The sequence below is a fragment of the Neorhodopirellula pilleata genome, assembly GCF_007859915.1.
Classification (GTDB): Bacteria; Planctomycetota; Planctomycetia; order Pirellulales; family Pirellulaceae; genus Rhodopirellula; species Rhodopirellula pilleata.
In genome coordinates this window covers 687,439-712,628 of record NZ_SJPM01000001.1, presented here as the reverse complement: position 1 = coordinate 712,628, position 25,190 = coordinate 687,439, and the positions used below count along the sequence as shown (strand labels likewise).

Sequence of the window (25,190 nt, the reverse complement as noted above, 5' to 3'; positions counted from 1 at the left end):
GAAGTTGAGCGTTGGCGGTGTGGAATTTGATTCAGTACTTTGGTTGCATCACGGTGACACCCTCGCCAACAACAGCGGGCATCGCACCGGGCATGACGGCCGAAGCGGGCAATAGGGTGCCAGATTCAACGCGAGATCGCGGGTACGTCGGCTTGATCGAACGTTGCTGTGGTTGGTTCTCTTGGGGCACCGAGGCGACTCTAGAAGCTTGACGGTTGGATATCGGTGTCGTAGCAGAGGGTTTGGAAACGTTCTTTCCCAAACCGCCAGGAAGGATCGTTGCATCTTCATAGATCATCGATTCACCATGAGGTGCCACATCAGCCGGGTAACATTCGCCGCCCGATTGGTGACAATCATCGCCCTTCAAGTTGGGTACCTCGATATGTCCGTTGAAGTAGAACTCATGCTCGTCAGGTATATCTGAGTTCGTTCCCGGCCCACCCCGTGGTACCTCGTAAGGATCCATCGCATCGACCAGTTCTGGGGTAACCATAATCAGCAATTCGATTTCGTTGTGTTGATCCTGAACGTTACGAAAGAACGCTCCGATGTACGGTAGATGACCAAAGAACGGCGTTCGCTTGACGATGCTGTCGACGCGGGTTTGCAACAAACCGGCGAGAGCGAACGTCTGTCCCGCTTGCATCTCCACTGCGGTTTCAACATACCTCGCGGTGAACGCGCTGACGTTCGTATTGTTGATCGTTACAGAACGACTCGGGTCTGGCTCGCTGACTTCAGGGCGAACCTCGAGTCGGATACGTCCCGGGCCCACGACGAACGGCAAGAAATCGATGCTCGTTCCGTAGTCTTCGTAGGTAACTTGAAGCTGGCCGTTTGCCCCTGGAATGACGTTCGGGACACGTCCACCGACCGTGAACCGGGCGGGACGACCATGTGTGGCCACGACAGTGGGCTCTGCCAGCAGCTTCACCAATTTTTGCTCGTCGAGTGCTTCGACAAAGGCCTCAAACTCACCTCCGATTGCGACTCTCAAGTTCGTTGCGCCACCGAAGGGAGTGAAACCCAACGCATTGTTAGCGCCTTCTTGTAAACCGGCCGGCACGTTGAGCAGTTCACTCGGACCGTTCAGGAGCGCGAAATTTGTTTCGTTCAATGACCAGTCGATACCGAGTTGTCGCAGCTTCGTGCGGCTGACCTCCATGATCTTCGTGTGCAGCAATACCTGTTGCACACCGACGACTTCGATATTGTTGATAACAACTTTATAAAACTGCTCGATGATCGCGACGGCCCGATCGACATCGTCCACACTGGTAACGTAACCGGAGACGATCGCACTTTCGTTGATCGGCATGACCTTCAACGACGCCAGTGGCAACTGCGAATTCAGAATCCCTTCGACCTCGCGTGCGTCGGCGACGATGGTGACGTCGATGGTGTAGAGTTTGTCTTCGGTATCCCACAAGTTGACTTGCGTCGTTCCTGGATTCTTCGCGAAGATCTGAATTTGATTTTCACTGACCGGCGTCGCGCCGAGGACCTCTTCGTTATGGACTTGGAACCGTGGGATTCGATCTCCCAACGACAAGATGCGGCTCGTCTTGACGATCAATTCCATTCGTTCGACCGGACTGGCAATCTTGTGGTCGCCGGCGATCGATGCAAGCATTGAAGCGGAATCCGCAGATTGCGCGGACGCCGAACCGATGAAACTCAACGAACCAAGACTGATCGCGGCAACGGCTACTATCAGAAAAGGGAAGTTGTTAGTCGAGATACTAGCTCGCATCGTTGGCATCCTTGCCGGTCGGGTCGATTGGTTTGAGACCTCACCGTAACATCCTTGCTAGCGGTGAGTTAATAATAAGTCCATCGGCAAACACGGGGTTCATCGTTGAACGGATCTCGCAATGGTACGTTTGAACAGTCTTGTCGCACATTGCGAAATGCGAAATGACGGTATTCCGGAGTGGAACGGTTGGGACGTAAATTACTCTTGGGGTGGTGACTCTTCTCCAACACGCCTTGGTTCGCCTTCGGCCGAACGTGGTGGCTGGTAGAAAGGACTCTCAGAACCGTTGAGGTAGCTGTAATCGTGTGGTGCCTTTGGGCCGCCGGCATTATTGCTGTCGACGCGACTGTCTGCGTCTTGTTCTTGGACGCCGCCCTTGCCCGATTCGTTAAGAATAACGGGAACTTGCTTGCCTTCCTCGATCCAATACTCGGTTAGCACGCCGCCGGACAGCTTCAACATTTTGAACCCGTTCTTTTTTTCCTTCACGGCAACGGGTTCTTGCTTGACGACGGTTGTAATCGGGGTTTTCGATTCAGCTTGGCGGATTGCCTGAGCCGCTTGATGGTCGGCGAGCCATTGCAAAAACTCCTGACCGGCACCGTTTCCGTCATTCTCACTAACAGCGTCGATGATGTCGGTTGGATTCCCCAGCGTTAAGCGGATTTTTCCCAACTCGCTGGCGTAGGTCCATGCAGGTGTATCGTTTTTGTGAATCAGCAACGAAATCGATCGAGCCGCTTTGGTCTTGTCCTCTTCGGTTTCGCGGTCAGTGCGACCATCCACTGCGAACACGCGAACACCAGTCAGAACGGTTTTCGCCATCGTCTCGGGAATCAATTCACTCTTGGTGAAGTAAGCAACGACGTCAACCCGGTCGCCCGGTCGTACCAAAGTCGCCACACTGCTTTCAGGATCTGCTCGCATCGATACAACACTGTAACCACGGGGGATCGTTTGCGAAGAACCGTTTGAGTCGTCCATCAACTTGACCGGCATGATCGGTTCGCCTTCGTAAAAACGTTGACGCGCGAATTTGCCTTCGATGTCCTTGAGCTGTCCACTGGTTCCCTTGGGAACGCGGTCGGCGGGCCATTGCTCCAAACGGATTTTATCCGGCGTGATTTCCTCAGCAATGTCGATCGTTTTGGCGGTCACGAAAATTTCAACCGTCGCAACACCAGCTTCGGTCGACGATTGTGCCTGCATCCATTGACTTAATCCGATTGCGGCGATGGTGCCGCAAACGATGGCCATTAGCAGGGGAACGGATTTATTTTTCATGACGAAGTATTAAAGGTAGGACTAAATGAATGGGCTCTTATTGAGCCGCAGGACAAACTTGAATTGAGAACAAGGCTCAAAGTGACAAAAGGTTGGATTCTTTGTCGGCGTCCGTGCGGATCCATTGAATCAGTCGTCTTCCTCTCATCGGCGGGCCGGAACGTGCGACTCAAACGTGAACCGACCATTCCCGAAAAAACCCCTAACCCCCCTAGATCAACATTCCGGTTGATGCGAATAGGAGAATCGTTCCGATGGCCATCGGAATACCGTAGGGCAACAGGTACATGGTTGGTTTTCGCTCACGAGCGATCGCGGCTAGTTGTTCGGGATTCTTAACGGTTTTCCACTCGTGAAGGATTCTCAGTCCCATGGCGTAATGTTTGATCCAGTCACCGCTCTTCCAGATCATGAAGGCGGCCATGATTCCGCCGACGATGGCGGTGGCGGCGAAGGCTTGCAGGGTTACCCACAAGCCGCACCAGGCACCAATCCCGGCGAGTAGTTTCACGTCTCCGGCACCCATGCCGCCAACGTTTCGCAGCGGTAGCAACATCATCATTCCGCCAAAGGTCGCCAACAAGCTCCACCCTAAACCGGGTAATCCGGCTTGAATGGTACAGTGGATCCATCCGCAAATGATGAACGGAAACGTCAACCAATTGGGAACTTTCAGGATCATGCCGTCGATGACGGCGGCGACGATCAAGACGACGGTAACAAACCAGATCGTCCAATTTTCAGCGATGGCTTGAAGCAAGGTGGCCATGTTATTTCCCCGGGTGCGTTCGCCGGTGTGCTCGGCGAATAGTGTGTTTGGTAAAGTGCTCGACTAAGCGAAAACTCGCTTATCGAGGTCCGATCACGAAACTAATCAGTGCAAAAAACAGTGTGAATCCGCAGCAGGCGAGTTGCCATGCATAAGCAGCGGTATCGGCGGGCAGCAGTGGATAGTTCATGGAACGACGAATTCAAAAAGCGACAACGCGAGTTCAAAGTAGAAACGACACAGGATCATGCGAAACAATCCATCAGTTACCAGCGTTGCAAAACCGGGGCGCGTCGGGAAGAATTCCCAACGCGTCCCCGGGTTTGTTCGCCGGAGTCATACGAGCGTCGCGACAGTCATCTCGACCGTAGCGCTAAGCTCTAGCCGCAATATCAAGGAGCGGCGAGGATGGCAGCGGTTTCGTTGAACTTGGCGCTGGCGTTGGTACCGACCAAACGAACAGCAACCAAGCAGGTCACGATGATCAACGCCAACATAACGGCATACTCAACCGCAGTCGGTCCGTCTTCTTCCTTCAGGAATTCAACAACACTTTCAGCAAATTTCTTCATGTCTATCTCCAGACGATTCGTGGGCACCACCGCATGGAAGGCGACCCGGCGACAGTTAAATCAGTTGATCCGAAGTGGATCAACTCGTTGTAAGCAGCCTCCGTCGAACGATAATTCGTCTGACACGCCGCGGTTCAGCACACGTTGGTTCCGACTCGTTCGAATCGAAACCATCGCCACTTTTCCAGGCAACCCGGCTTTCCTGAAGCCAAGCCTGATGCAAAACTGATTACATCAAACCGACTCACGGACCCGTGGTTTTGCGCCCCGCCCTCTCGAACGGTTTGCCTTTGTCAGGGAACTTCGGCTGACCCGAACCTAGACTTCATAGCGACACACCATGAGAATCTCGGCGCGGGCGATAAGACCACAAGGATCTCGTCTCTCTCACTACCGAAACCTACGCTACGAAACCTGCTAGTCAAAAAAGTTGGGTCACGGCGACCTTAATGATCAGTGAAAAGGCCCGGTCGTATCGATTCTCCCGATCGCGGCTGCTTTTTTACATCAGCTATCGCCGCGTTCGGTGTTGTTTGAAGGTAATCGATACAAGCCTAAAGCGCGAGATTTGAAGTTGCACTTTTTTCGTAATCCGCTGCGTAAGCGAGGGATATTTGATATCGACTCATCCCTCGCTTACGGGCGTGTTGATTTTGTCCTCATCGAAACCCGAAGCGTGAGCGAGGGATAAATACAGAGGACTTAATGGCGCCGAATCCCTCGCTGACGCATCGGGTTACGATTAAATCAACAGCCCGTTACGCGTCGGGTTACGAAAAACCAATGCCACACGCAAAAGCGCAACTTCAAAAATCGCGAGCGAGGGAATCCGCTCCAAAACTCCCAATCCCAATGAATTCACTCGCTCGCGCGTCGCGCTTGTAGGTTTGCGGCGTAGCCGCCTTTTTTTCCAGTCGAAGGAGTACGTTTTCTCGTGGCTAAATGCGATCAAGGCTATCTGTGCGAAGTCTGTGGCTTGGAAGTCACGTCGATCGTCGAAAGCGATCTTTACCTGCGCTACGTCATTGGCGAACTCGATGCCGAGCGACTGCACCTTTCGCCCGAACGTCATCTGCGTTGCAATCCAACCCTCTCGCAATATATTGTCGACGAACGGTTCGAACCGATGATAATGATAGGGCCGTTTGCATCTGAGAATCTCGACGATGAATTCGTCGCGAGAAAAACGGACGTCGTCTCAAGCGGCTATCGAAGGCTGTGGCAGATCAGTGATTCGGCCGAACCGATAAGCCTGCTGGACTATCCACTCGATCGAGACGATAAAAGATAATCGATGAACGATCGTGTCCGCTCAGAACGCAGTGGATCGATCAACGAGTTCGCTGTGCCAATCCCCCTCGATTAGTCCCCATGCCGATTCTTCCTCACGAACCGGACTGCCATCCCGTCGACCTCCTCGACCAAGACGAGTCGTTGGATTTGCCTTGGTGGTTGCTCTACGTACGAACACGGCAAGAAAAGCGAATTATGCGACTCTTTCGAGTCTCTGGCATTCCGCACTACGCTCCCCTGATCGAGCAACGAGTTCGCTCCCCCAGCGGACGGTTTCGCACGTCGTTCGTGCCATTGTTCTCGACCTATGTCTTCTTGAGGGGTGACAACGAAACCCGTTACGAGGCGGTCTGCACCGGCGTCGTGCTCAAAGCGGATCCGATTCGAGATGTCCCCCAGTTGATCAAAGACCTCCGCCAAATTCGCGATTTGATCGAAATGGGCGTGCCGTTAACCTTGGAGAGTCGCTTGAAGCCCGGCGAGCGGGTACGTGTTCGAAACGGCGTGTTTTCGGGATACGAAGGGACGATCATTCGCCGCGAGAATGAGCGTCGCTTGCTCGTCTCGGTCCAGTTCATGGAACAAGGCGTCAGTGTCAAACTCGAAGATTGCCAGCTCGAAGCGATCAGCTGACCCACACCCGTTGCCCAGCCGAATCAACCGTTACAATCGTAAAGTCTTGAATTCTGGCTTCGTGTTCAGACGGATGGAATGCAGTTGAATTAAGATCGACTTCCCGTCTGAATCCTTTTCTGATCTCTTCGATTTTTCAGCCATGACGACCGTTTCGCCCGCACACGCGTCCCCGACGATTACCCCGATTCGCAAAATTTGCTGCATAGGTGCCGGCTACGTCGGCGGACCGACGATGGCGATGATCGCCAAGCAATGCCCCGACATCGAAGTACGTGTCGTCGATATTAACGCGACCCGAATCGCACAGTGGAACAGCGACACGTTACCAATCTATGAGCCGGGCTTGCACGAAATCGTGATGGAAAGCCGTGGTCGTAATTTGCACTTCACGTGTGAGGTCGATTCCGCGATCGCTGAAGCGGACATGATCTTCATTTCCGTCAATACGCCGACCAAGGACTTCGGCGTCGGTGCGGGTAGGGCCGCCAACTTGGAGTTCATCGAGAAGTGTGCTCGCAAGATCGCCGACGTTTCAACCGGTCACAAGATCGTCGTTGAAAAGTCGACCTTGCCTGTCCGAACCGCTGAAGCCGTCAAGGCGATCTTGAGTGGATCATCTTCGGGCGCTACGTTTGATGTTCTGAGCAACCCTGAGTTCTTGGCCGAAGGCACCGCAGTGGAAGACTTGCTTTCGCCCGATCGCGTCCTGATCGGCGGCGAGTCCGAAGCGGCCATCGGAGCACTCGTCGATGTTTACGCCCATTGGGTGCCTCGCGAGCGACTGTTGACGACGAATCTTTGGAGTAGTGAATTATCGAAACTGACCGCCAACGCGTTCTTGGCCCAGCGAGTTTCGTCGATCAATTCTATCTCGGCACTCTGCGAAGCGACCGAAGCGGACGTGGATGAAGTCGCCATGGCGATCGGTACCGACTCGCGCATCGGCCCCAAGTTCCTGAAGTCGTCGGTGGGGTTTGGTGGTTCGTGTTTTCAGAAAGACATTCTCAATTTGGTCTATCTATGTGAATACTTCGGCTTGCCTGAGGTGGCCGAGTACTGGGAACAAGTCGTCAAAATGAACGACTATCAAAAACGACGATTCGTCAATCGAATCGTTCGCACGCTTTTCAACACCGTATCGGACAAGAAGATCGCGATATGGGGGTTTGCGTTCAAAAAAGACACCAACGACACGCGAGAATCGGCGGCGATCTATGTCTGTCGCGACCTCTTACGTGAAAAGGCGAAGCTGAGCATCTACGATCCTCAGGTCACCGCCGATCAGATCAAAAAGGATCTCCAGGACGTTCTTCGCAACGGCGACGCCGAACTATCCGAAGCGTCTGCCCGACTGATCGCGGAGAACGTTGAGGTCGTTGACTCCGTCGAAGCGGCTTGTTGCAACGCTCATGCGATCGCGGTGTTGACCGAATGGGATGAGTTCGGCAAGGTGGATTTTCCAGCGATCTATCGGTCCATGCAAAAGCCTGCATTCGTCTTCGACGGACGCAACGTGTTGAAATCTCTACCGCTCGATGAATATGGCTTCGTCTATCAAGGCATCGGATTTCGACGGTGAAAGACTGATAACGAAGCGTCGAAGCTTATTCGCAAGCCGCGATCGCCGCGGCGCGACCGGTACTGAAGGCGGCTTGGAAATTGTATCCGCCGATCCAACCGTCGACATCGAGTACCTCGCCAGCGAGAAACAAACCGTTGCACCGTCGACTTTGCATCGTCTTCGGGTCGACATCTTTCAACGAAACGCCACCGGCGGTCACCTCCGCTTTGGCAAACCCGCGAGTGTCATAGACGGGCAACGACCATCGTTTCAACCGATCGGCAAGACAACGTCGAGTTTCGGCGGAAACTTCCGCCATCGTTTTCTCGCCCGCGTCGGTCCGTGCCCCGCACTCGGTCGAAAGAACCTCCGCCAGCCGTGAAGGCAACCAACGCGCCAACGCCGTCGAGACGTGTTGTTTGCCGTTCTGTCCGCTTTGTTGGCGGAAGACCTGCTGCAATTCATCCTCGGTGACTTGAGGGATCAGATCAACTCGCAACCTCGCCTGCCGAATTTCGTCCATCTCCGTCATCGCGCCGCTGACGTCCATCGCCGCCGGCCCCGAAAATCCGAAGTGAGTGAAAAGCCAAGACGATCGACGTTGCACTTTCGGCTTCTTGCCTGATTTGAACTGATCGGTAAACACTTCCGCGATCACATCATCAAGCGTCAATCCGGATAAACTACGCGTCGCCTCGGTGCCGCCCACCAGTGGCACCAATGCAGGACGAGGTCGAACAATCTCGTGTCCGAGATTTCGCAACCAAGCGTATGCGTCGCCGGTCGTGCCACATCCCGGCCAACTCTGACCGCCACTGGTGACGATGACTCGGTCGGCCAGCACCTCATGCATTCCCTCGGAAGACTTCGTCGTGACCGCCCAAGTGCCGTCGTCAAGCCGATTGAGATTTTGTACCGGCGAGTCCATTTCCAAGCGGACTCCTGCGTTGATCATGTCTCGATGCAATGCATCGCGAACGTCGACCGCGCGGTCACTCTGGGGAAAGATCTTGCCGGTCACCTCTCGTTTCGTCGCGACGCCCAGCGACTCGAAATGGGCAATCACATCGGCCGGACAGAACCGACCCACGCTCGGTTGTAGAAAACGTTTGGCATGAGCGAAAGCCTCGGTGATCCCTTTCGCGTCGGTATCCTGAGTCAAATTGCATCTTGTTCCGCCGGACATCAAGATTTTGACACCGGTCTTGCGATTCTTTTCCAACAAGATCACTTCGGCGCCGCGACGGGCCGCGACGGCGGCCGCCATCATGCCCGCAGCGCCGGCACCGATGATGACGATTCGTCGACGTTGGGTTGTTTCCATGGAATGTCTCTACCAATCGGCACAATCGTACCAGCAGTCAAATTCAGAAAGCTCCACTTTGACGATGGATGAAATCAACAGCTAGTGACGTTCATTCCCTCTCGCGATGGCGGATGTAACTTAAACCTTGGGTAGGAAAATCGCCAAGACCACACAAACATTCCGCGAACATCTTCCCGACCGCCATGAACCCAGTCCGAACCACCGCACTGTATTTGCGATACCACAGCCAACGATCACTGCGCAAGACGCGAATCGATCAGCTTTGTGCACGCAAAGAGGCCCCCATTTCGGTTCTGTTCTATCACCGTGTCGCGGATACTCACCCGAATTCATGGACGATCTCCAAGGCAGGGTTTCAACGCAGTATGGACTACTGTCGCGAGAATTTCGAGATCATTTCGCTTGCCGAAGTTCAACGACGGATCGAAACGAGGAATTCGCCCCGTCCCGCCGTCGCCATTACGTTCGATGATGGCTATGCCGAGAATTCCCAGTTCGCGTTGCCATACTTGATTCGTCACCGAATCCCATGCACCTACTTTGTCACGACCGAGAACATTCGGCACGGTCGTCCGTTCGAACACGACCTAGCCCAAGGGCAGCCGCTCGCCGTTGATACACCCGAATTATTGCGTGCGGCCGCTTGTGGCGGGATTGAGATCGGATTGCATACGGCCAACCACGTCGATTTCAACCGGGTCACGAAACAAGAGCAGCTCGAACATGAAATCATCGATGCCAAGGCTGATCTCGAAGCAATGATCGGCGGCCCCGTCCGCTACATGGCGGTTCCCTTTGGAATGCCGTTGCAAATGCGTCCGGCGGTGTTTGAGACGGCACGCCAATGCGGACTTGCGGGTGTCTGCAGTGCTTTTGGTGCTTACAATTTAGTCGGCAACGATTCGTTTCACATTCGACGTATTCATGGCGATCGCGAGTTCATTCGCTTGAAGAATTGGCTGACCTTTGACGAAAGAAAGTTAAAGTTTGAACCGGCGCTTCCCTTCAACGACATCATCGTCAATCCTCCGTCGGCTATGAATCATTCGATGCAGACTTCGCTCATCGAACCCAATGCTGCCAACCAACTCGACAGCTCACTCGCATGACCCTTGGCAATCCACCAATTCGTTGTTGTTTTGTGATTACATCCATGCCGGTCGGCGGGGCGGAAATGCTCTTGGTCAGCCTGATGCGCGGACTCGATCCGAATCGCGTCCGTCCAGAGATCGTCTGTTTGAAAGAAGCCGGACCGCTCGGGGATGAGATCGCCAAAGAGTATCCATTGCACGCGAACCTCGTCGGCGGCAAGTACGACGTCATGGTCGTCGCCAGACTAGCGAGACTGTTTCGCGAGCGTCACATCGACGCCGTTGTTACGGTCGGTGCCGGTGACAAGATGTTTTGGGGCCGGCTGGCCGCAAAGCTCGCTGGGGTTCGTGTGATCGCCTCGGCGCTGCATTCAACCGGATGGCCCGATGGCGTTGGAAGACTGAACCGTCTCTTGACGCCCATCACTGACGCGTTCATCGGTGTTGCTGACTCCCACGGTGAGTTTCTGAAAACGTTCGAAGGGTTTCCTAGTCATAAAGTCAACGTCATTCGAAACGGAGTCGATTGCGATCGTTTTCACCCGGTCGCGGAAGCTCGCTCGCAAGTTCGCCAAGAACTCGGACTCGCGTCAACGGATTCGTTGATCGGCATCGTCGCCGCGCTTCGGCCGGAAAAGAATCATTCGATGCTCGTTGCTGCGATGGATCGCCTCCGCGACAAATACCCGAACCTGCACGCGCTGATTATTGGTGAAGGCCCTGAACGCGGCACCATCGAAGCGTTGCGAGCGGAACTTGGTTTGAACGATCGGATTCATTTGCTCGGCAACCGATCTGACACTCCGCGTCTGCTGTCCGCATGTGACATTTTCACGCTGTGTTCCCTCAACGAAGCGTCTCCGGTTTCGATCCTGGAGGCCCTTGCTTGTCAGACGCCGGTTGTCGCTACGGATGTCGGATCGATCGGCGAAACCGTGATCGACGGGCAGACCGGTCGGCTCGTTCCGAGTCAGGATGTGGACGCGTTCGCCGGTGCCATCGCGGACTTGTTGGCCGATCCACAACTTCGTCGGGCGATGGGAGAGCGAGGTCGGCAACTGGTGATGGATACTGGATCGCTCACTTCGATGGTCAACGGGTATGACCAGTTGATCCATCGTATCCACGCCGTCAAACAAAAACGCTCGCCGATCTCGATGCGGCAGATTTCGCTGCCGCTTTCGTCGTAGGCCGGCGCGGTCGCCAAAGGGACTCGACTCCGCCGTCTCGATCAAGAGCGAGACGGCGCATGTCAATATGCTAGAATGCGGCGAACTGAGTGAGTCCCCAGAAACGTCCTTCGTCGAGCCCCCCATGAAACCACTTCTGTTTTCAATTTTTTTGGCAATCGCAGTCAGCGGACAATCCACGCCGACGCAAGCACAGACGCCATCAGCGCAGCCCAACATCGTGTTCATCATCGCCGATGACCTGGGGTGGGCGGACGTCGCATTTCACGGCGGCAGCGCACCCACGCCTCATCTGGATCGCCTCGCTCGGAGTGGATTGGAACTGGAGTCCCACTACGTCGCGCCCGTTTGCAGTCCCACCCGAACCGGGTTGATGACGGGGCGTTGTTGGAGCCGTTTCGGTGTCGTCAATCCGCAGAACAATCAAGCGTTACCGTTTGGCACATTAACTTTGGCCGGTGCCTTGAAACAGGCGGGTTACGAAACCTGTTTGACCGGGAAGTGGCATCTCGGATCACTACCGCACGAAGGCCCTAATCATTTCGGATTCGATCACTCTTATGGATCGCTGGCAGGTGGTGTGACATCTTGGACGCACCGCTACAAGAGCGGCCCCTATTCCCAAACGTGGCACCGAAATGAAACGTTGATTGACGTCGATGGCCATGTGACCGACCTGATTACTGATGAAGCGGTCGCTTGGTTGAAGGACCGAAGTAAAACACCGTTTTTCTTGTATGTGCCATTCACGGCTGTGCATTTACCAGTGGATGAACCTGAACTGTGGCTCACGCGCGTCCCCGATACGATTGAAGGAGAGGTCGCACGTCATTACGCCGCATCGATCATGCATCTAGACGATTCGGTCGGCCGCATCTTGGCGACCTTGGACTCGATCGGCAAACGAGATCACACCATCGTGGTCTTCACCAGCGACAACGGAGGCAGCACGGCCGAGAATCGCGATATGAAGTACCCCGACAACGATGCACCCAAAGGACGTTTGCCGGGTAACAATTCTTCGTTTCGGGGTCAGAAGGGTTCCGTTTATGAAGGCGGGACGCGCGTGCCGACACTCGTCGATTGGCCCGGTCACGTCAAGCCAGGACGCGTGTCCGCTCCGGTGCAGATCATTGATTGGATGCCGACCTTTTGCTCCCTAGCTGGTTTCAAACCTGCCGACGACCCGCGTTGGGACGGTGTCGACCTGACGAAATTATTGCTCCAACATCAACCGCCCTCCGTTCGTGCACTTTATTGTGCCGGCCCAGGTTTTCGAGAAAGTTCGTTACGACAGGGCGATTGGAAATTGGTTGTCTCGGCGAACAAACAAGCCGACAAGTTGGAACTGTTCGATCTAGCGAACGATCCGTCAGAGACGACTAACTTGGCGTCTAAATTCCCCCATCGCGTCGCCGAGTTGCTCGATCAATTGAAGATGGCTCGACAATCCGATAACGACTCCAAAGTAACCACTCGGTAGATCCATTTATTATCCGTTGACACCGATCGCAGAGTTTTCCGGACCGGCTGTTGCCAATACCGGGTCCAGCCGAAGTAGCCCAAAGCCGTCGCGACAACGCGGCAGACAACGGCTGCGACAGCCTAGTACTTCATCCACATTTGACATTAGGGCGTCAGCAAGGTGGCTCGACGGTCCTCCGTCGAGAATCAAGGTGGGGACCACCGTGCCACGTTTTAAGCCAACCCTTTTTTCAAATATTGACGAAGCACTAAAGATCGAGTTCGTCAAGTTTATCAACGAGTCGATCGAGATCGTCGCCGTCCTCGGTCAATTGCTTTGAAGCTTCCGGAGTTCCGGCCAGCGGTTCAAGGGCTGGTTGCTTTGGTGCAGATAAAGGTACAGGCCTCGGGTCGACGCGATGGTTGTCATTGAACGCCGCGTTTGGGTTGATGGGGGAGGATGCGGCGAGGGTGACCACCGGGGTGCGAGCGCCGGTTTTAGGCTCAAAGCTTTTCGGTTCAGCGGTTTTCGGTTCAGCGGCGGCCGGCCCGATTTGAAACGTGGGTGTCTGCAGCGTCTTCAACAATGCTTGCAAGTCGCCGAAAATCGAGACATTGGCTCCCGGAAGACGCATGTCAAAAAAGAACATTCGCCCGACCCCAACACCGACTGGTGTTCCGTTGACGCTTGCGGCATCGGGATCACCGCGATGCGGACGTCGGGACATCAACTTTCCGGCAGCGGCGAGCTCATCGACAGTCTCGCTCGCACCAGCCCACGCCAAGCATGCGATATGCCCGCCAAGTGATTCGAGTGCGAGTCGCTCGGTGGTGGATTCGTCGGGTCCGGGCAGTCGTTCCAGCAACGTCACGTCCAGCCCGGGGCGACCAAGCAATTGACCGATCACGTCGTCGAATTGGTGGTGAGCTTTGGAGCCGTTACCGGGTGGGCGAAGCACCAGAACGTTCATCCGGACAGCCATGAAAGATCCTATCAATGAGAGCAACTGAAAACGACAAAAATAAAGCCCGCAACCGATTAACGGTAGCAGGCTAAATGTGGCGGCAGATTCAGAATGCGCCGGGCGAGAAGTCGTTCCGCCAGCGATCAGTCGGTCTTTGATTCGATAAGGTCGCCTTGTTGTTCGGCGACTTCGCCGGCGGCTTCGACGACGTCCTCGTTTTGGTCCTCGAGGTCTTCCATCTCATCGGAAGTCACTGCACCATCCGCGTTCATCGAGGAGATATCCTCGTTTCGCTCGGTGAGCTCCTCGTTATAGTTTTCCACTGCATTGTCATATTGGGCTTCATCGCAACCAACGGCGGCCATGCAAACAGTCATCAAGAAGCCAAGGCTAAGTTTCGTAAAGGTCATCTTTGTCTCTCATTTTGAGTGGGAAGGGAGGCCCGAAACTTCGGGCGTCGTGTTACCAGTCCAGATGGGAGCAAACGCCGGGCCAAAAGTTCTCATGGTGATGTCGGCTTCCGTTTGGCAGCGCATCGGGCGATCTCGCATGAAGTTTGTTTTACGACGACTCGCGAGTTATGTTGTGTTGTCCGATGCCCCGCCAATTCGGCGCGGTTTCGACGCCCCCACCTTTTTCTCCCACCTGAAGAGTCGACCTATGACCGACCGTCGCAAATTTTTGCAAACTTCCGCGACCATCGCTGCTGTTGGTACCGCAACCCTGTCCGCGAAATCCGCTGCCGCTGCGGCGGGCAGTAATGAACGAATGCGAATCGGCTTCATCGGCCCAGGCGGGCGGGGATTCGGGGCTCATGTGAAATCGCTATGCGAATTGCACGCGGCCGGCCGGGCGATCGATCTGGTCGGCGTGGCCGAGGTGTTTCAGGTTCAACGAGACAAGGTCGCCGATCACATCAAGAACAAAACCGGCACCGAACCGGGACGCTACGTGGATTACCGCGAGATGATCGAGAAAGAAAACCTCGATGCGGTGTGCATCGGCACTCCCGATCACTGGCACCACAAACAAACCATTGATGCTTTAGCGGCCGGCTTGAACGTCTATTGTGAAAAACCAATGACCAAAACGGTGCAAGAAGCCTTCGACGTGGAAGATAAATGGCGTGCGAGCGGGAAAGTGATGCAGGTTGGCGTCCAATCGACCAGCCTGCCTGTTTGGGATGAGGTCAACAAACTACTCGTCGATGGAAAACTCGGCAAAGTGCTTGGTTTTCAAACGGAGTATTTTCGCAACTCGGACGTCGGCCAATGGCGGTACTACAAACTGACACCGGACATGACGCCCAAAACCGTCGATTGGGACCGCTGGCTTGGTCGCGAACATGATCTCGCCGAAGCAATGCCGTTTAATCGCGAGGTTTACAAGCAGTGGCGTCGGTTCTGGCCGTTCGGCAGTGGGATGTTCACGGATCTATTTGTTCACCGCACGACATCGATGCTCAAGGCGACCGGACTGCGAGTGCCCGGGCGGGTAATCGGCGCGGGCGGTATCTATTTGGAATACGACGGTCGGGGCGTGCCGGACGTCGCGACCGTGGTCGCGGACTTCAACGAAGGCGTTCAAGGTTTGATTACGGCGACGATGTGCAACGAAGAGTCTCGGGTCAACCAATTGATCCGAGGTCACTTCGGTACGTTCGCGTTTGGCAACGGTGAAAGCTTTGACGGATTCGATTTCATCCCCGAGCGTGGTCCGGTTACTCACGTCCGACAAGAATCCGAACGAATCGCCACGGTACCAGTAAAGAACACGACGTTGGCTCACTTTGAAAATTGGCTCAACGCATGCGAGGCCAACGACCCGTCGATGTGTAACAACCAACCCGACTTGGGCGCGGCGGCGATGTCGGTCGTGAACCTGGGTGCCCAAAGTTACCGCGAAGGCAAAGTCTTCTTTGTCGACGGTCACCAGATCACCGATCAAGATCCGGGTTGGGCGGCGAAGTGGGAAGCCCGCTCGTTAGCTGGCGGCCCGGCAGTGCATATCCCAGGATGGCAAGCCGGCGACTACGGCAGCACCTTGAACTCGCCTGAGTACATGAAGTACGGCGGGCCTTGGATCGACGGACGTGACCCCGCCGATAGCGATCAATGAAGTGATCCGCGATGTTGATTGAGCCGCTATGTTTTTCGCGGTACGACGCGATGAAAATGTAGGTACACCTCGCGGTCAACCACGCGGCGGACGCCTTCGACGAGACATTTCGGTTCGTTGTCGCGTTCGCCTTCGGCGATGATCGTTTCGATCGGTGTGCCGGGGGCGACCGAAAAAGTCCGCTGGTTAATGGTTTGATTTCCAGCATCAAGTTCGGGGATGATGAAATGACACGTCGCCCCGAACGTCAACATTCTCGCGTTGTTGGCATCATGATAGGGCCGGAAACCGGGAAACCCAGGCAACAGACCGTGGTGCAGGTTGATGATCCGGCCACCGGCAAATTGCCAACAGACCTCGGCGGGCAATACTCGCATGTATCGAGCCAAGATTAAATAGTCGATCTCAAGTTCATCGAGCGTGGCGACGAGGGCACCGTTGTCCGCGCCTCCTTCGCCATCGCCGATCATGCGAAACTCACATCCAAACTCATCCGCCAAAAAACCCAGTTTCTTTCGGTTCGAAAGAACGACGGGAATCTCGGCACCGATCACGCCATCGGCGACGGCTTGCAACACCGCTCGCGGCGTGTGTTCGACGTAGGTACAGGCGACCGCCAACCGTGGTTTTTTGGAGGACGCACGATGGGAAGAGACCGCCGCCGCGTCGGGACTCCAGGCTCGGATCGATAGCCCCGTGTGTTCTCCGATTTGCCGCATTTCATCCTGGATCTGCGACAACTCAATGCTTGGAGCGATGGCACCGGATTCGTCGAACTGAATTCGGCACATCATCGCGAACAAAGACTGTTCGTCGTGATCGTACATCTGAATTTCCGCAATCCGAGCGCCTCGGCCGGTCAGGTGGTGAATGATCGGATCGGCCAAACCGGTATGGTCGGGGCCCAAGGCAGTGATGACGACTTCCATGCGAAGGTGAGCAGTGGCGAGTGACGGGTGGCGGGCCCGATCAGGTGGGCTCGGCGGGGGTGTATGAGGCTAACGAAGTCTTGTCTAAATTACTACCGCCCCGGTCTCATCCTTGCCCATCTTCACTGTTGAATTGGTTATTGCCCATGACTTCGCCGAACGTTCGCCGTCGGGCCGATCTTCCTAAGGGGGAAAATCTCTGTGATCACTGCTCGGCAAAATGTTGCCGTTATTTTGCATTGCCGATCGATGAGCCGGTTTCGCGGAAAGATTTTGATTTTATCCGTTGGTATTTGCTTCACGATCGGGCGACGGTGTTCGTGGACGAGGATACCTGGTACTTGCTCATCCACACGACTTGCAAGCATCTCCAAGACGACAATCGTTGCGGAATCTACGAAACTCGGCCCCAAATTTGCCGGGAATATACGACGAACGAGTGCGAATTCGAGGACGATTGGTGCTACGAACGCTATTTCGAGACCCCCGAGCAGATCGACGAGTATGCCGAAGCGATGTTCGGTCCCCAATTCCCGCAATCGGGCCGGCGAAAAAAGGACTCGATTCGCAGCCGAAAGCCGATGGGTTTGCCGGTCTTGTGAATCGCTGACAAGCGGTGCGATCCAGGTTAGAATACGCGACCACTCTGCCTAGACCACCCAGACGCCCCGATTCCCCAAGCATCCCAGCTGCCAGTTGTTTTTAAACGCAATCTCTTTCCCAGTCGCCGCCCGCGCCCACCGTCTTCAACGTTGGGCGGTTTGGTCGGTCGCGGTCGTTCTACTGATCACCATCCAGGCGGCAGCGTTCGGGCAATCTTCCCGCGTGAACATCGATTCGCCTGCCTGGCTTGCCGAGATTTCGGCGATTCGAACCAACCTCAACGCGGAGAGCCTACCGGATCTCGAATCGGCGGAAGCTTCGATGTCGGCGGCGATCGAAGCCACTCGGCAGTACTTTCGGCGAGCGACTTCGGCATCGAATTTCGATGATTGGATGGACTATCTGGAAATGCAGCCGCTTGCCGAGGCGATCGAGTCCAACGAAACCATCGCGACCAAAGGGCGGGCAGCGTTGGGGTTGTTGCCTCAGCTTCGTGGGGTCGAGCGAGGTTTGGAGTTGCCCGCGATCGTGCATCTTCGCGAGGCCGTGGACCGATACATTGCGGCATTACGATACGCGGATCCAGAGCGTGGCCTTAGTTTGGTCGCGAAACAGCTCGACGGGTTAGCCGATTTACTTTCCGATGAAAATGCGTTGCGGGACCTCGACGCACAACAGCGAGACCAAATGGAGTTATTCCTTGGCGGGTTAGCCGACGCTGGCCAAGCAAGTCGCCTGCGGGAGATGATCCGTTCGCGATTCATGCATCCGAACTTATGGGTGTGGATCAACGGGGAACCTGTCACCGACGCCGTATCACGACCGGTCGACAACCCGAATGTGGTTAACGAATGCATTCTAGGAACGAGGTTGCGGGGTCAGGCTCGTGTGACCGGGTGCGTCACTGCTGAACTGTTACCTCAGGACGGTTATGTCCGCATGATTTTACGACTTCGAGGCACCTTTGCGACCTCCACCCGTGGCTTTCGAAAACCGATTTCGTTGGATTCCACCGGCACGGGAACGGTATATACGGCTCGACAATTAGCGATCACTCCCACGCGAATGATTTTGGGTGAACCCGTCACGACGGCGGACATCTCGACGCGAATTCAACGCATTCATCACCCGCTCAAGATCGTCCGCAAGATTGCGATGCGACAGGCCAACGAATCCAAGCCGATCGCCGAACGCATCTCGGAGAGGAAACTTCGCGAACGGGTCGAGAAGGATTTTGTCGAACAGACCAACGAAGCGGCCAGACGAAAAATTCCTGACGTTGACGTCGAACTCAACCCTTGGCTGAGTCGGCTTGATTTCCCGCCGCTGCAGCGTGAGATCGGTTCGACGTCGAGCGAAGTCTATGCCCACGCCAAGATGCAGCACCCGCTCGGATTCGCAGCCGCCGCTCCTCCTCCATCGGCGGCGATGATTCGTGATTCAATATCACGTCGTAACGACGGTGTTCATCACGACTATCTCGCCACCTTTCAAATTCATGAATCGATTTTGGGCAACACGTTTGGTCGCTTGTTGGCAGGTCAGACGTTCGCGCCCGAACGGATCGAACGAATCATCGAAGTCCTCGGGATCGAGCTACCCGAGCGTGAGGAGCAACAAGAAGCAATCGAAATCGATTTTGCCAACTTCAGGCCCGTCTATTTTGAAGCCGGCGATCAAACGTTGCGATTGGGCCTTCGTGCGACTCGGCTATCACGAGACGGACGAGAATTGAAGGTTCCCGTTGAAGTCTCGGCAATCTATCGTCCGGTCATCGGCGAGGAGGGCCAAATGTGGTTGATCCGCGATGAAGACGTCCAGTTCTCGTTCTCGAGTTCCCGCCGTTTGAGTCTGAGCCAAACCGCAATCAAGGCGAACCTGGAAGAAGGATTCGAGAAATTGTTCCCGCTCGAACTATTGCACCGCCATTTACCGGTGCCGCCCACCATCAAAGCCCCGATGTTGGCCGGCCGCCTACTTGAAATCATTTCGATTGATCTTTCCGAAGGGTGGATTTCGATCACCGTTGAGTGAGTTTGACGGAAGCGATTGCGTCAAGTTTAACGCCCCGGACTGTTGATCCGCAGCGGATTCGATGATTGCGACGATCGATAGGACGGGCCTCCGGTATTGCTTGGCCCATTGACTCGACCGACGCAACTCATTTCTTGCGGAGATCCTTTTCATTGAGTTCGATCAAGCCACTCAGTCACGCCGCGTTAAAACATTGGGGATTGATCGCGTCGCCTTTTCGCGCCGACGATCCGATGAGCGTGAGCCGGTCCGATTGTGCGCCATCGACACAAGCAGACTTTTACTTTCGCAGCCCGCCACACGCTCGTCTGATGAGCTGGTTACGATCCGAGCTGATTCAACTTGAGAATCGTGCATTCGAGAAGCCGAGCGAACCGAGAGTTCTGTTGTTGCGTTCGCAGATCGGCTCAGGAGCGTCGACGGCGGTTCGTCAGTTCAGTGACACCCGAGGGATCGATCGCGTCGCGTTAGAAACTCGAATGATCAAATGGGGTAATGAGACGGTCGAGCAAATCGGCAGCGAGCTGGTCACGGATCTGAAGTGCGATGACGCGTTGTTGTTCGTGTATGTCCACGCGTTTCGCCTTTCGCAAGCGCAAGCCTTTCAGCGCTGGGTGACTCGTCAATCTTCATCGGTTGGTTCTTTCGTCGTACTTTTTCGAATCGAAGATCATGCAGGAAGCCCGCACGTAGATCGGTGGTTGCCCTCGTTCCGGTTGCCCTCTTTCCGGTTGACCCGAACGGATCCACGAGACATGGTCCGCTGCGTCAGGTTGGCTCTGCACCACGCCGGTGCCACGGCGCCGATCTTGACTAAACCAGCGATCACTGCACTGGTTCGAATGACCGACGGATCGTACCGCGATCTTGCCGCCCAAACTCACTCGGTGTTGTCTTGGTCTCATGCTCATCGATTTGACGTGATCGGCGAGCGGGTCATCGCCCAGTACCGCGCCTATTTTCAAAAACCGATTGAAGCCCGATCGCGTCGGGCGGCCTGACGAGAAGCGGATGGGACTTCACTATCGGGTCAATCCCTACAATCGGACCGGCGGTATTTGGCTTTTCAGACAATTTGGGTTTTAGACCTTGCATAGCCGTCTCATCGCGTGATTGCGTGCTAGCGTTCCTACGGACGAAATCTTTTTTCAATCGACCGATGGAACGATGGCCCCAATTGCGATCACTGACGATCCCCGACCTACCGCTCGTGAGCGATCACGCGTGGCGTCGATGTGGATGTGTGTGGTCGGGTTCCTACTCGTTTCATCGATCGGTTGCACGAACTTGCGTTTGCCCGCCATCGATTCGACGGGCAGTTGCTTGTTCGCCCCGCTGCCGACGACGACCTCGCTCGCGCTGCCATGCACCGATGGGCGGTGCTCGCTACTGAGTGGTCCATGTCGATGCTTGGGTTGCCTCGGCAATCTCGGTTGCTGTTTAAGTGCGCCGGGTTTCAATTTTCCCAACGCCGCGTTTCCCGAACCCGTCGATCCGCCGGCCTGTGCCGACCCGACTGCGATCGGCAGCGGCGTTGCCGGTGGACCCTGTGTTCCCGGTCCGGGATGCGGTGGCGATTGTTTGACCGGGCCGCCGGCGGTTTTATACGGTTCCGAGATCACCGAAACGAAACCTTGCAAATTGCCTCCACGCGGCAAACGCGGTTGCATCTTGATGACCCCGCAAAAGATCGTCGCTCCCGTCGGTGGTGAAGTGATCTTCTTGAGTGGGATTTGTGGAACCGACGGATATTTGCAAGTCGGCGAACCGCTCGAGTGGATGCTCTCACGCGACAGCGTCGGCAATATCATCGAGGTCGGTGACGACGATCCAGGTGTCCTGCACCGTTTGGCGGGCATCTCCAAGGCGGAGAAGCAAGACCCCACTTACGCTCGCGGTGTGACCAGCACGAAGGAAGTTTTGATCACGCGTGGCAACGCCAATCCCAACGACGACGTGAAGTTGGAAAAGGGACAAACGTGGATGTCGCTCAGCAGTGCCAGCGAAGGAACTTCGCACGTGACCGTGCTGGCTCCCGATAGTGAATGCTGGGATCAGCGCAAAGCGAGTGCAACGGTCTACTGGGTCGATGCCCGATGGCAATTCCCTGCACCGCAGCGATTGATCGCCGGAACGGCGGCCGAATTGAACACGCGGGTCACCAGCGCCGAAGGTTCCGTGCCGGCTCGCGGTTGGAAAGTCCGTTATGAAATCATGAATCCGGAATTGGCCACGTTCGCCGGAACCGGTGGATCGTCAGTTGTGGAAGTCAACGTCGACGACTCCGGCAACGCGGTCGCAACTTTGGAACCGGTTCAGGGAACGTCGGGGAATGCCGTCGTGAACATCAGCATCATTCGGCCGGGAGGAACATCCGAGAAAATGCCGGATTTAACGCTCGGTCGAGGCCAAGCTTTTATCACGTGGTCCAGTCCCCAGCTTACGTTGCGAGCCGGCGCCCCCGAAATCGCGTCCTACAATACTCCGTTTGATGTATTCGCCAACATCGCTAACCCCGGTGATCAAGATGCCACCGGCGTTGAAGTGCGAGCCTCCATTCCCGAAGGGGTCAATGTGATCTCCAGCGATGCGTTCGCGAAGGTTTATCCCAATTCAGTGATCTGGGAGATCGGAACGATCCCACCGCAACAACAACTTGACCTGACGTTGAAGCTCAGTTCAACGGCACCGATTGCGATCGGGTTTGAAGCACGTGGCGATGGCGGGTTGGCGGCCAACGACTCGGTCCGCATCGACATCTATCGTCCGTCGCTCGTGATTCGCGTGTCTCCTGAACAACAGCGTTATCAGACCGGCGACCGAGTGATGTACAGTGTCGAAGTCGAGAACACCGGCGATCGGCCTTTACGAGATGTCTCATTGGCTGCGGTCGGAGACACCGGCATGTTGCACGCCGAGAAAGGAATCCGAGGAGTTCGCAATGACAAAACCGGCGGACCACTCCAACCCGGTGAAGTTTGGGCTACGACAGTGACCTTCATTCCAACCGACTCCGGCCTGAGGTGTGTTACGTTCGACGCGACCGCCGCCGGCGGACAACAAGCTCAAGCGCAGTCATGTGTTACCGTGATCAACCCACCGCCACCGACACCGGCGATGTCCGTCACGGTCTCGCCCGAGCGAGATCGTTTGGTCGTCGGTGATCGAGTGCTCGTGCGAGGCCGCGTCGAGAACACGGGCAGTATCCCATTGAAGAACGTCCGTGCGACGATGTCCTACGATCCGCAGTTGATTCCCGAACAAGCGACGATCGATTTTCCTCGCAACTTGGATACGCCCTATTTGATCGCGTGGACGATCACGGAGATACCCGCCGGGGAAACCGCCGTTCTCGAAGCCGAGTTCCGGGCTCAATCGGAAAGCCCACGGAGTCAATTCGTATTCACGGCGGAGTCCACCGAAGGAGCCACTGGACGCGACGGCACCGAAATTCGAATTTTCCCCACGACGGTTCCCAACGAACCGTTGACGGCCCCTCCCGTTCTTCCGCCGGCATTGACGCCGCCGTCGATTCCGGGTGGGCCCGGAACGCCGGCACCTTCATCTCAACCGTCCGCTCCGCCAAGCCGATTCGACTCGGGTGCGAACAATCGACGAGACGGATCGTTGCGATTGGACGTGTTCCAACGGGACATCTCGCCGCGGGTGAATGATCCGATCCGGTATTCGATCTCGCTGACCAACGACACCGATCGGATCGACAACGCGGTACAGCTCCGGTTTGAGCTGCCGCCAGGGGTTTCGATTGGGCGTTTGACGCAAACCACCAGCCCTGAACTGGGCCGTTTCGACCGAGCGGGAAACACCATCCTGCTTCAAGAGATTCGATCGCTCAAGGCGAACGAAACGATCAACTACGAACTCGTGCTCAGCAGCAACCAGCCGCAAACCTTCAATCTGGTCCTGGAAGCGGTCAGTCGCAACTTCCCCGGCGGCGTGGCAAGATCGCAAACCACCGAAGTCACGCGGTAAGACGCTCGAATCAATCAGCCGCAAGTCCTCATGGATTGCTCCCCTGCCAGCTCGTCTGGCAGGAAGCCGCGGTTGGCAAGCTAAGGGAACCAGCAAAGCCGTTCCACGATAAGTGCGTGAAAACACAACGACGCTAAGACGCGATGCCTTGAGCCCTGAGCCAAGCTCTTTGTTGGCTGGCCAGATTGAATCGTTGGTGCAAACTCGACCAAGCTTTCGCAATCTTATCGCACGCCGCTTGGGGACTGACGGGACCGTGAACACACTCGCGAACGGCCTCGTCGAGTACCATGTAGTATTCTGAAGCGCCGATCAGTTGTAGCGGGGGAACGACGTTGGGGTTGGATAGCTGACTGCGCAACCATTTGACATATCCATTGCCTGCGCCCGAGTCGCCTGACCCAGAGGTTGATTGGACGTCGATGATCGAATCGATGTTGCGATAGAGCGGCTCGCTACCTTCGCCGCCCGCCAACCAGTCGAGGAATTGATCGGCGGCCGCTGTTTGTCGACACGACGATGCGAGCGATCCGACCAACATGAACGGGTTCATCATCAAACGACCTAAATCACCCGTGGCGGCAAGGGTGGAGAACTCGTCTTCATTGCCGATGCGACTTGACGGCAGCGCGGTGAAGGACAATTGGGTGCCGGTCTCGTCGCCTTCGGATCGGTTGGTCGGGAAACCGATTCCGGCAACCAACTCGCCCTTCGCGACGCCTTGGTAGATCTGGCCAGGAGTTCGTCCATCGGTCGCCGAACTCAACTTCACCGACTGGGACATTTGTTCCAAAACAGCAACGTAATCCGGTTGATCGATCAGCGGCTTGAGCGTCTCGCGGTCGAACAGCCAAGTCGTGTCAAGGCTACTAGCAAGTCGCCACAAAAACGTTGCTCCAGCCCACCCGGCGGCGCTGGGCTCGGCACACTTTCCGTCACTGCGCTTGGCCAGTTCGTAGTAGTCGGCCCATGTGGTCACGGACTCGGCGGCTTCTCCGGACGCCAGCGTTTCCCCGATCAAGAGCGCGGGCAGATGGCCGCCCAAAGGGACGGCCCGGCTTTCCCCCGCAAACGAAGTGGCAACCTTCAATGCGGCCGGCATTGATCGACGGCCCGACGTGACGAAAACGTCCGACTCATCTGCCGTGATGCGATCGCTCAACAGCGGCATCAACCGTTCCTGATGAACCATCTCGGCCATCATCGTCAATGGGTAGACAACCACATCGGCCTTACCGGCTTGTTCGAACAACGCTCCGGCGTCACTCGATCCGGCCTTTGAGAAGTCGATCGGCTTGGCGAGACGGATGTCGAGCGGTTGTTCGCTGATCGATCGCCAAGTCCGACGCATTGTTTCGACTTCGGAATCGCTTCCCACCCACACGATTCGCAGTGGCACGCCGCTGACGACGGACGCGGATTTCGAATCAACCGATGGTGTCTCCGTCGGATCATGCGTGCATCCGGCGACGGCAAGCAGTGAACTGGCACCCGCCAACCAAGTTCTGCGGTTCAACCCCCGGTTTACACTTGGCGAATTCAGTACCTCCGATGAGCCGGGGACGGATTCCGGCGAGAAGTTCGAAACAGTCATAAAACGGG

General features: G+C 55.8%; 20 protein-coding genes and 1 riboswitch. Of the genes, 11 read left to right on the top strand and 9 right to left on the bottom strand.

All coding sequences use genetic code 11. From position 1 onward, the window contains the following. Window positions 1–31 precede the first annotated feature (31 nt). From Pla100_RS02410 to Pla100_RS02395, 4 genes are all read right to left on the bottom strand, one after another. Window positions 32–1,756, bottom strand: a complete 1,725-nt coding sequence (locus Pla100_RS02410) for a type II and III secretion system protein family protein (RefSeq protein WP_231602589.1) — start codon at window positions 1,754–1,756, stop codon at window positions 32–34. 201 nt (window positions 1,757–1,957) lie between these two features. Further along, window positions 1,958–3,043: a Flp pilus assembly protein CpaB gene (gene cpaB, locus Pla100_RS02405; RefSeq protein WP_146576058.1), complete on the bottom strand. Its 1,086-nt coding sequence runs from the start codon at window positions 3,041–3,043 to the stop codon at window positions 1,958–1,960. Between the two features lie 211 nt (window positions 3,044–3,254). Next, a complete protein-coding gene (locus Pla100_RS02400) occupies window positions 3,255–3,812 on the bottom strand; it encodes an A24 family peptidase (RefSeq protein ID WP_146576057.1) in 558 nt (185 codons plus the stop codon). Between the two features lie 392 nt (window positions 3,813–4,204). Further along, on the bottom strand, window positions 4,205–4,384 hold the full coding sequence (locus tag Pla100_RS02395; protein WP_146576056.1) for a Flp family type IVb pilin: 180 nt from the start codon (window positions 4,382–4,384) through the stop codon (window positions 4,205–4,207). A gap of 184 nt (window positions 4,385–4,568) precedes the next feature. Further along, a riboswitch (cyclic di-GMP riboswitch) is annotated at window positions 4,569–4,683 on the bottom strand. Between the two features lie 635 nt (window positions 4,684–5,318). Here Pla100_RS02395 and Pla100_RS02390 point away from each other — a divergent pair. The 3 genes from Pla100_RS02390 (at window position 5,319) to Pla100_RS02380 (ending at window position 7,892) form a co-directional block, all read left to right on the top strand. After that, entirely contained in the window at window positions 5,319–5,675 is a 357-nt protein-coding gene (locus Pla100_RS02390) for a hypothetical protein (protein ID WP_146576055.1), read from the top strand. Between the two features lie 80 nt (window positions 5,676–5,755). Further along, entirely contained in the window at window positions 5,756–6,310 is a 555-nt protein-coding gene (locus tag Pla100_RS02385; RefSeq protein ID WP_146576054.1) for a transcription termination/antitermination NusG family protein, read from the top strand. A gap of 142 nt (window positions 6,311–6,452) precedes the next feature. Beyond that, entirely contained in the window at window positions 6,453–7,892 is a 1,440-nt protein-coding gene (locus Pla100_RS02380; RefSeq protein ID WP_146576053.1) for a UDP-glucose 6-dehydrogenase, read from the top strand. Between the two features lie 25 nt (window positions 7,893–7,917). On the opposite strand, the gene Pla100_RS02375 is transcribed toward Pla100_RS02380, so the two are convergent. After that, window positions 7,918–9,198, bottom strand: a complete 1,281-nt coding sequence (locus tag Pla100_RS02375; protein WP_146576052.1) for a BaiN/RdsA family NAD(P)/FAD-dependent oxidoreductase — start codon at window positions 9,196–9,198, stop codon at window positions 7,918–7,920. Window positions 9,199–9,383: 185 nt separating this feature from the next. Here Pla100_RS02375 and Pla100_RS02370 point away from each other — a divergent pair, with 185 nt between their 5' ends. The 3 genes from Pla100_RS02370 (at window position 9,384) to Pla100_RS02360 (ending at window position 12,965) form a co-directional block, all read left to right on the top strand. Further along, on the top strand, window positions 9,384–10,310 hold the full coding sequence (locus Pla100_RS02370; RefSeq protein ID WP_146576051.1) for a polysaccharide deacetylase family protein: 927 nt from the start codon (window positions 9,384–9,386) through the stop codon (window positions 10,308–10,310). Beyond that, the gene (locus Pla100_RS02365; RefSeq protein WP_146576050.1) at window positions 10,307–11,482 is read left to right on the top strand and encodes a glycosyltransferase family 4 protein; all 1,176 of its coding nucleotides are present in this window, start codon (window positions 10,307–10,309) and stop codon (window positions 11,480–11,482) included. The genes Pla100_RS02370 and Pla100_RS02365 overlap by 4 nt, the downstream gene beginning before the upstream one ends. A 124-nt stretch (window positions 11,483–11,606) precedes the next feature. After that, window positions 11,607–12,965 (top strand): sulfatase-like hydrolase/transferase, encoded by a 1,359-nt coding sequence (locus tag Pla100_RS02360; RefSeq protein WP_197167651.1) that lies wholly within the window; start codon window positions 11,607–11,609, stop codon window positions 12,963–12,965. Window positions 12,966–13,215: 250 nt separating this feature from the next. Here Pla100_RS02360 and Pla100_RS02355 read toward each other — a convergent pair whose 3' ends face one another. Beyond that, entirely contained in the window at window positions 13,216–13,929 is a 714-nt protein-coding gene (locus tag Pla100_RS02355) for a hypothetical protein (protein ID WP_146576048.1), read from the bottom strand. A gap of 125 nt (window positions 13,930–14,054) precedes the next feature. Then, window positions 14,055–14,321: a hypothetical protein gene (locus tag Pla100_RS02350; protein WP_146576047.1), complete on the bottom strand. Its 267-nt coding sequence runs from the start codon at window positions 14,319–14,321 to the stop codon at window positions 14,055–14,057. A gap of 250 nt (window positions 14,322–14,571) precedes the next feature. Here Pla100_RS02350 and Pla100_RS02345 point away from each other — a divergent pair, with 250 nt between their 5' ends. After that, window positions 14,572–16,029 carry a Gfo/Idh/MocA family protein gene (locus Pla100_RS02345; RefSeq protein WP_146576046.1) on the top strand — a complete coding sequence of 486 codons (1,458 nt, stop codon included), beginning with the start codon at window positions 14,572–14,574 and terminating at the stop codon, window positions 16,027–16,029. Window positions 16,030–16,055: 26 nt separating this feature from the next. Here the strand turns inward: Pla100_RS02345 and Pla100_RS02340 are convergent, their stop codons facing one another. Next, window positions 16,056–16,958, bottom strand: coding sequence for a formyltransferase family protein (locus Pla100_RS02340; RefSeq protein WP_146576045.1), 903 nt, complete (start codon window positions 16,956–16,958; stop codon window positions 16,056–16,058). Window positions 16,959–17,104: 146 nt separating this feature from the next. Between Pla100_RS02340 and Pla100_RS02335 the strand changes: the two genes are divergently transcribed. From Pla100_RS02335 to Pla100_RS02320, 4 genes are all read left to right on the top strand, one after another. Further along, window positions 17,105–17,560: a YkgJ family cysteine cluster protein gene (locus Pla100_RS02335; RefSeq protein ID WP_146576044.1), complete on the top strand. Its 456-nt coding sequence runs from the start codon at window positions 17,105–17,107 to the stop codon at window positions 17,558–17,560. A gap of 94 nt (window positions 17,561–17,654) precedes the next feature. Beyond that, a complete protein-coding gene (locus Pla100_RS02330) occupies window positions 17,655–19,595 on the top strand; it encodes a hypothetical protein (protein WP_146576043.1) in 1,941 nt (646 codons plus the stop codon). A 152-nt stretch (window positions 19,596–19,747) separates the two neighbouring features. Continuing rightward, on the top strand, window positions 19,748–20,596 hold the full coding sequence (locus Pla100_RS02325) for a hypothetical protein (protein ID WP_146576042.1): 849 nt from the start codon (window positions 19,748–19,750) through the stop codon (window positions 20,594–20,596). A 166-nt stretch (window positions 20,597–20,762) separates the two neighbouring features. Next, complete coding sequence (locus Pla100_RS02320) at window positions 20,763–23,588, top strand: DUF11 domain-containing protein (protein ID WP_231602588.1); 2,826 nt, start codon at window positions 20,763–20,765, stop codon at window positions 23,586–23,588. Between the two features lie 133 nt (window positions 23,589–23,721). Here Pla100_RS02320 and Pla100_RS02315 read toward each other — a convergent pair whose 3' ends face one another. Further along, the gene (locus Pla100_RS02315; RefSeq protein ID WP_231602587.1) at window positions 23,722–25,104 is read right to left on the bottom strand and encodes an ABC transporter substrate-binding protein; all 1,383 of its coding nucleotides are present in this window, start codon (window positions 25,102–25,104) and stop codon (window positions 23,722–23,724) included. Between the last annotated feature and the right edge of the window lie 86 nt (window positions 25,105–25,190).

What these genes read in the sequence shown, in the direction of transcription:
- Pla100_RS02365 (WP_146576050.1), top strand. Translation starts at nt 10,307, where the DNA reads ATGACCCTTGGCAATCCACCAATTCGTTGTTGTTTTGTGATTACATCC.
- Pla100_RS02345 (WP_146576046.1), top strand. Translation starts at nt 14,572, where the DNA reads ATGACCGACCGTCGCAAATTTTTGCAAACTTCCGCGACCATCGCTGCT.
- Pla100_RS02395 (WP_146576056.1), bottom strand. Translation starts at nt 4,384, where the DNA reads ATGAAGAAATTTGCTGAAAGTGTTGTTGAATTCCTGAAGGAAGAAGAC.
- Pla100_RS02350 (WP_146576047.1), bottom strand. Translation starts at nt 14,321, where the DNA reads ATGACCTTTACGAAACTTAGCCTTGGCTTCTTGATGACTGTTTGCATG.
- Pla100_RS02340 (WP_146576045.1), bottom strand. Translation starts at nt 16,958, where the DNA reads ATGGAAGTCGTCATCACTGCCTTGGGCCCCGACCATACCGGTTTGGCC.
- Pla100_RS02385 (WP_146576054.1), top strand. Translation starts at nt 5,756, where the DNA reads ATGCCGATTCTTCCTCACGAACCGGACTGCCATCCCGTCGACCTCCTC.
- Pla100_RS02410 (WP_231602589.1), bottom strand. Translation starts at nt 1,756, where the DNA reads ATGCGAGCTAGTATCTCGACTAACAACTTCCCTTTTCTGATAGTAGCC.
- Pla100_RS02380 (WP_146576053.1), top strand. Translation starts at nt 6,453, where the DNA reads ATGACGACCGTTTCGCCCGCACACGCGTCCCCGACGATTACCCCGATT.
- Pla100_RS02370 (WP_146576051.1), top strand. Translation starts at nt 9,384, where the DNA reads ATGAACCCAGTCCGAACCACCGCACTGTATTTGCGATACCACAGCCAA.
- Pla100_RS02360 (WP_197167651.1), top strand. Translation starts at nt 11,607, where the DNA reads ATGAAACCACTTCTGTTTTCAATTTTTTTGGCAATCGCAGTCAGCGGA.
- Pla100_RS02355 (WP_146576048.1), bottom strand. Translation starts at nt 13,929, where the DNA reads ATGGCTGTCCGGATGAACGTTCTGGTGCTTCGCCCACCCGGTAACGGC.
- Pla100_RS02320 (WP_231602588.1), top strand. Translation starts at nt 20,763, where the DNA reads ATGGCCCCAATTGCGATCACTGACGATCCCCGACCTACCGCTCGTGAG.
- Pla100_RS02335 (WP_146576044.1), top strand. Translation starts at nt 17,105, where the DNA reads ATGACTTCGCCGAACGTTCGCCGTCGGGCCGATCTTCCTAAGGGGGAA.
- cpaB (WP_146576058.1), bottom strand. Translation starts at nt 3,043, where the DNA reads ATGAAAAATAAATCCGTTCCCCTGCTAATGGCCATCGTTTGCGGCACC.
- Pla100_RS02375 (WP_146576052.1), bottom strand. Translation starts at nt 9,198, where the DNA reads ATGGAAACAACCCAACGTCGACGAATCGTCATCATCGGTGCCGGCGCT.
- Pla100_RS02400 (WP_146576057.1), bottom strand. Translation starts at nt 3,812, where the DNA reads ATGGCCACCTTGCTTCAAGCCATCGCTGAAAATTGGACGATCTGGTTT.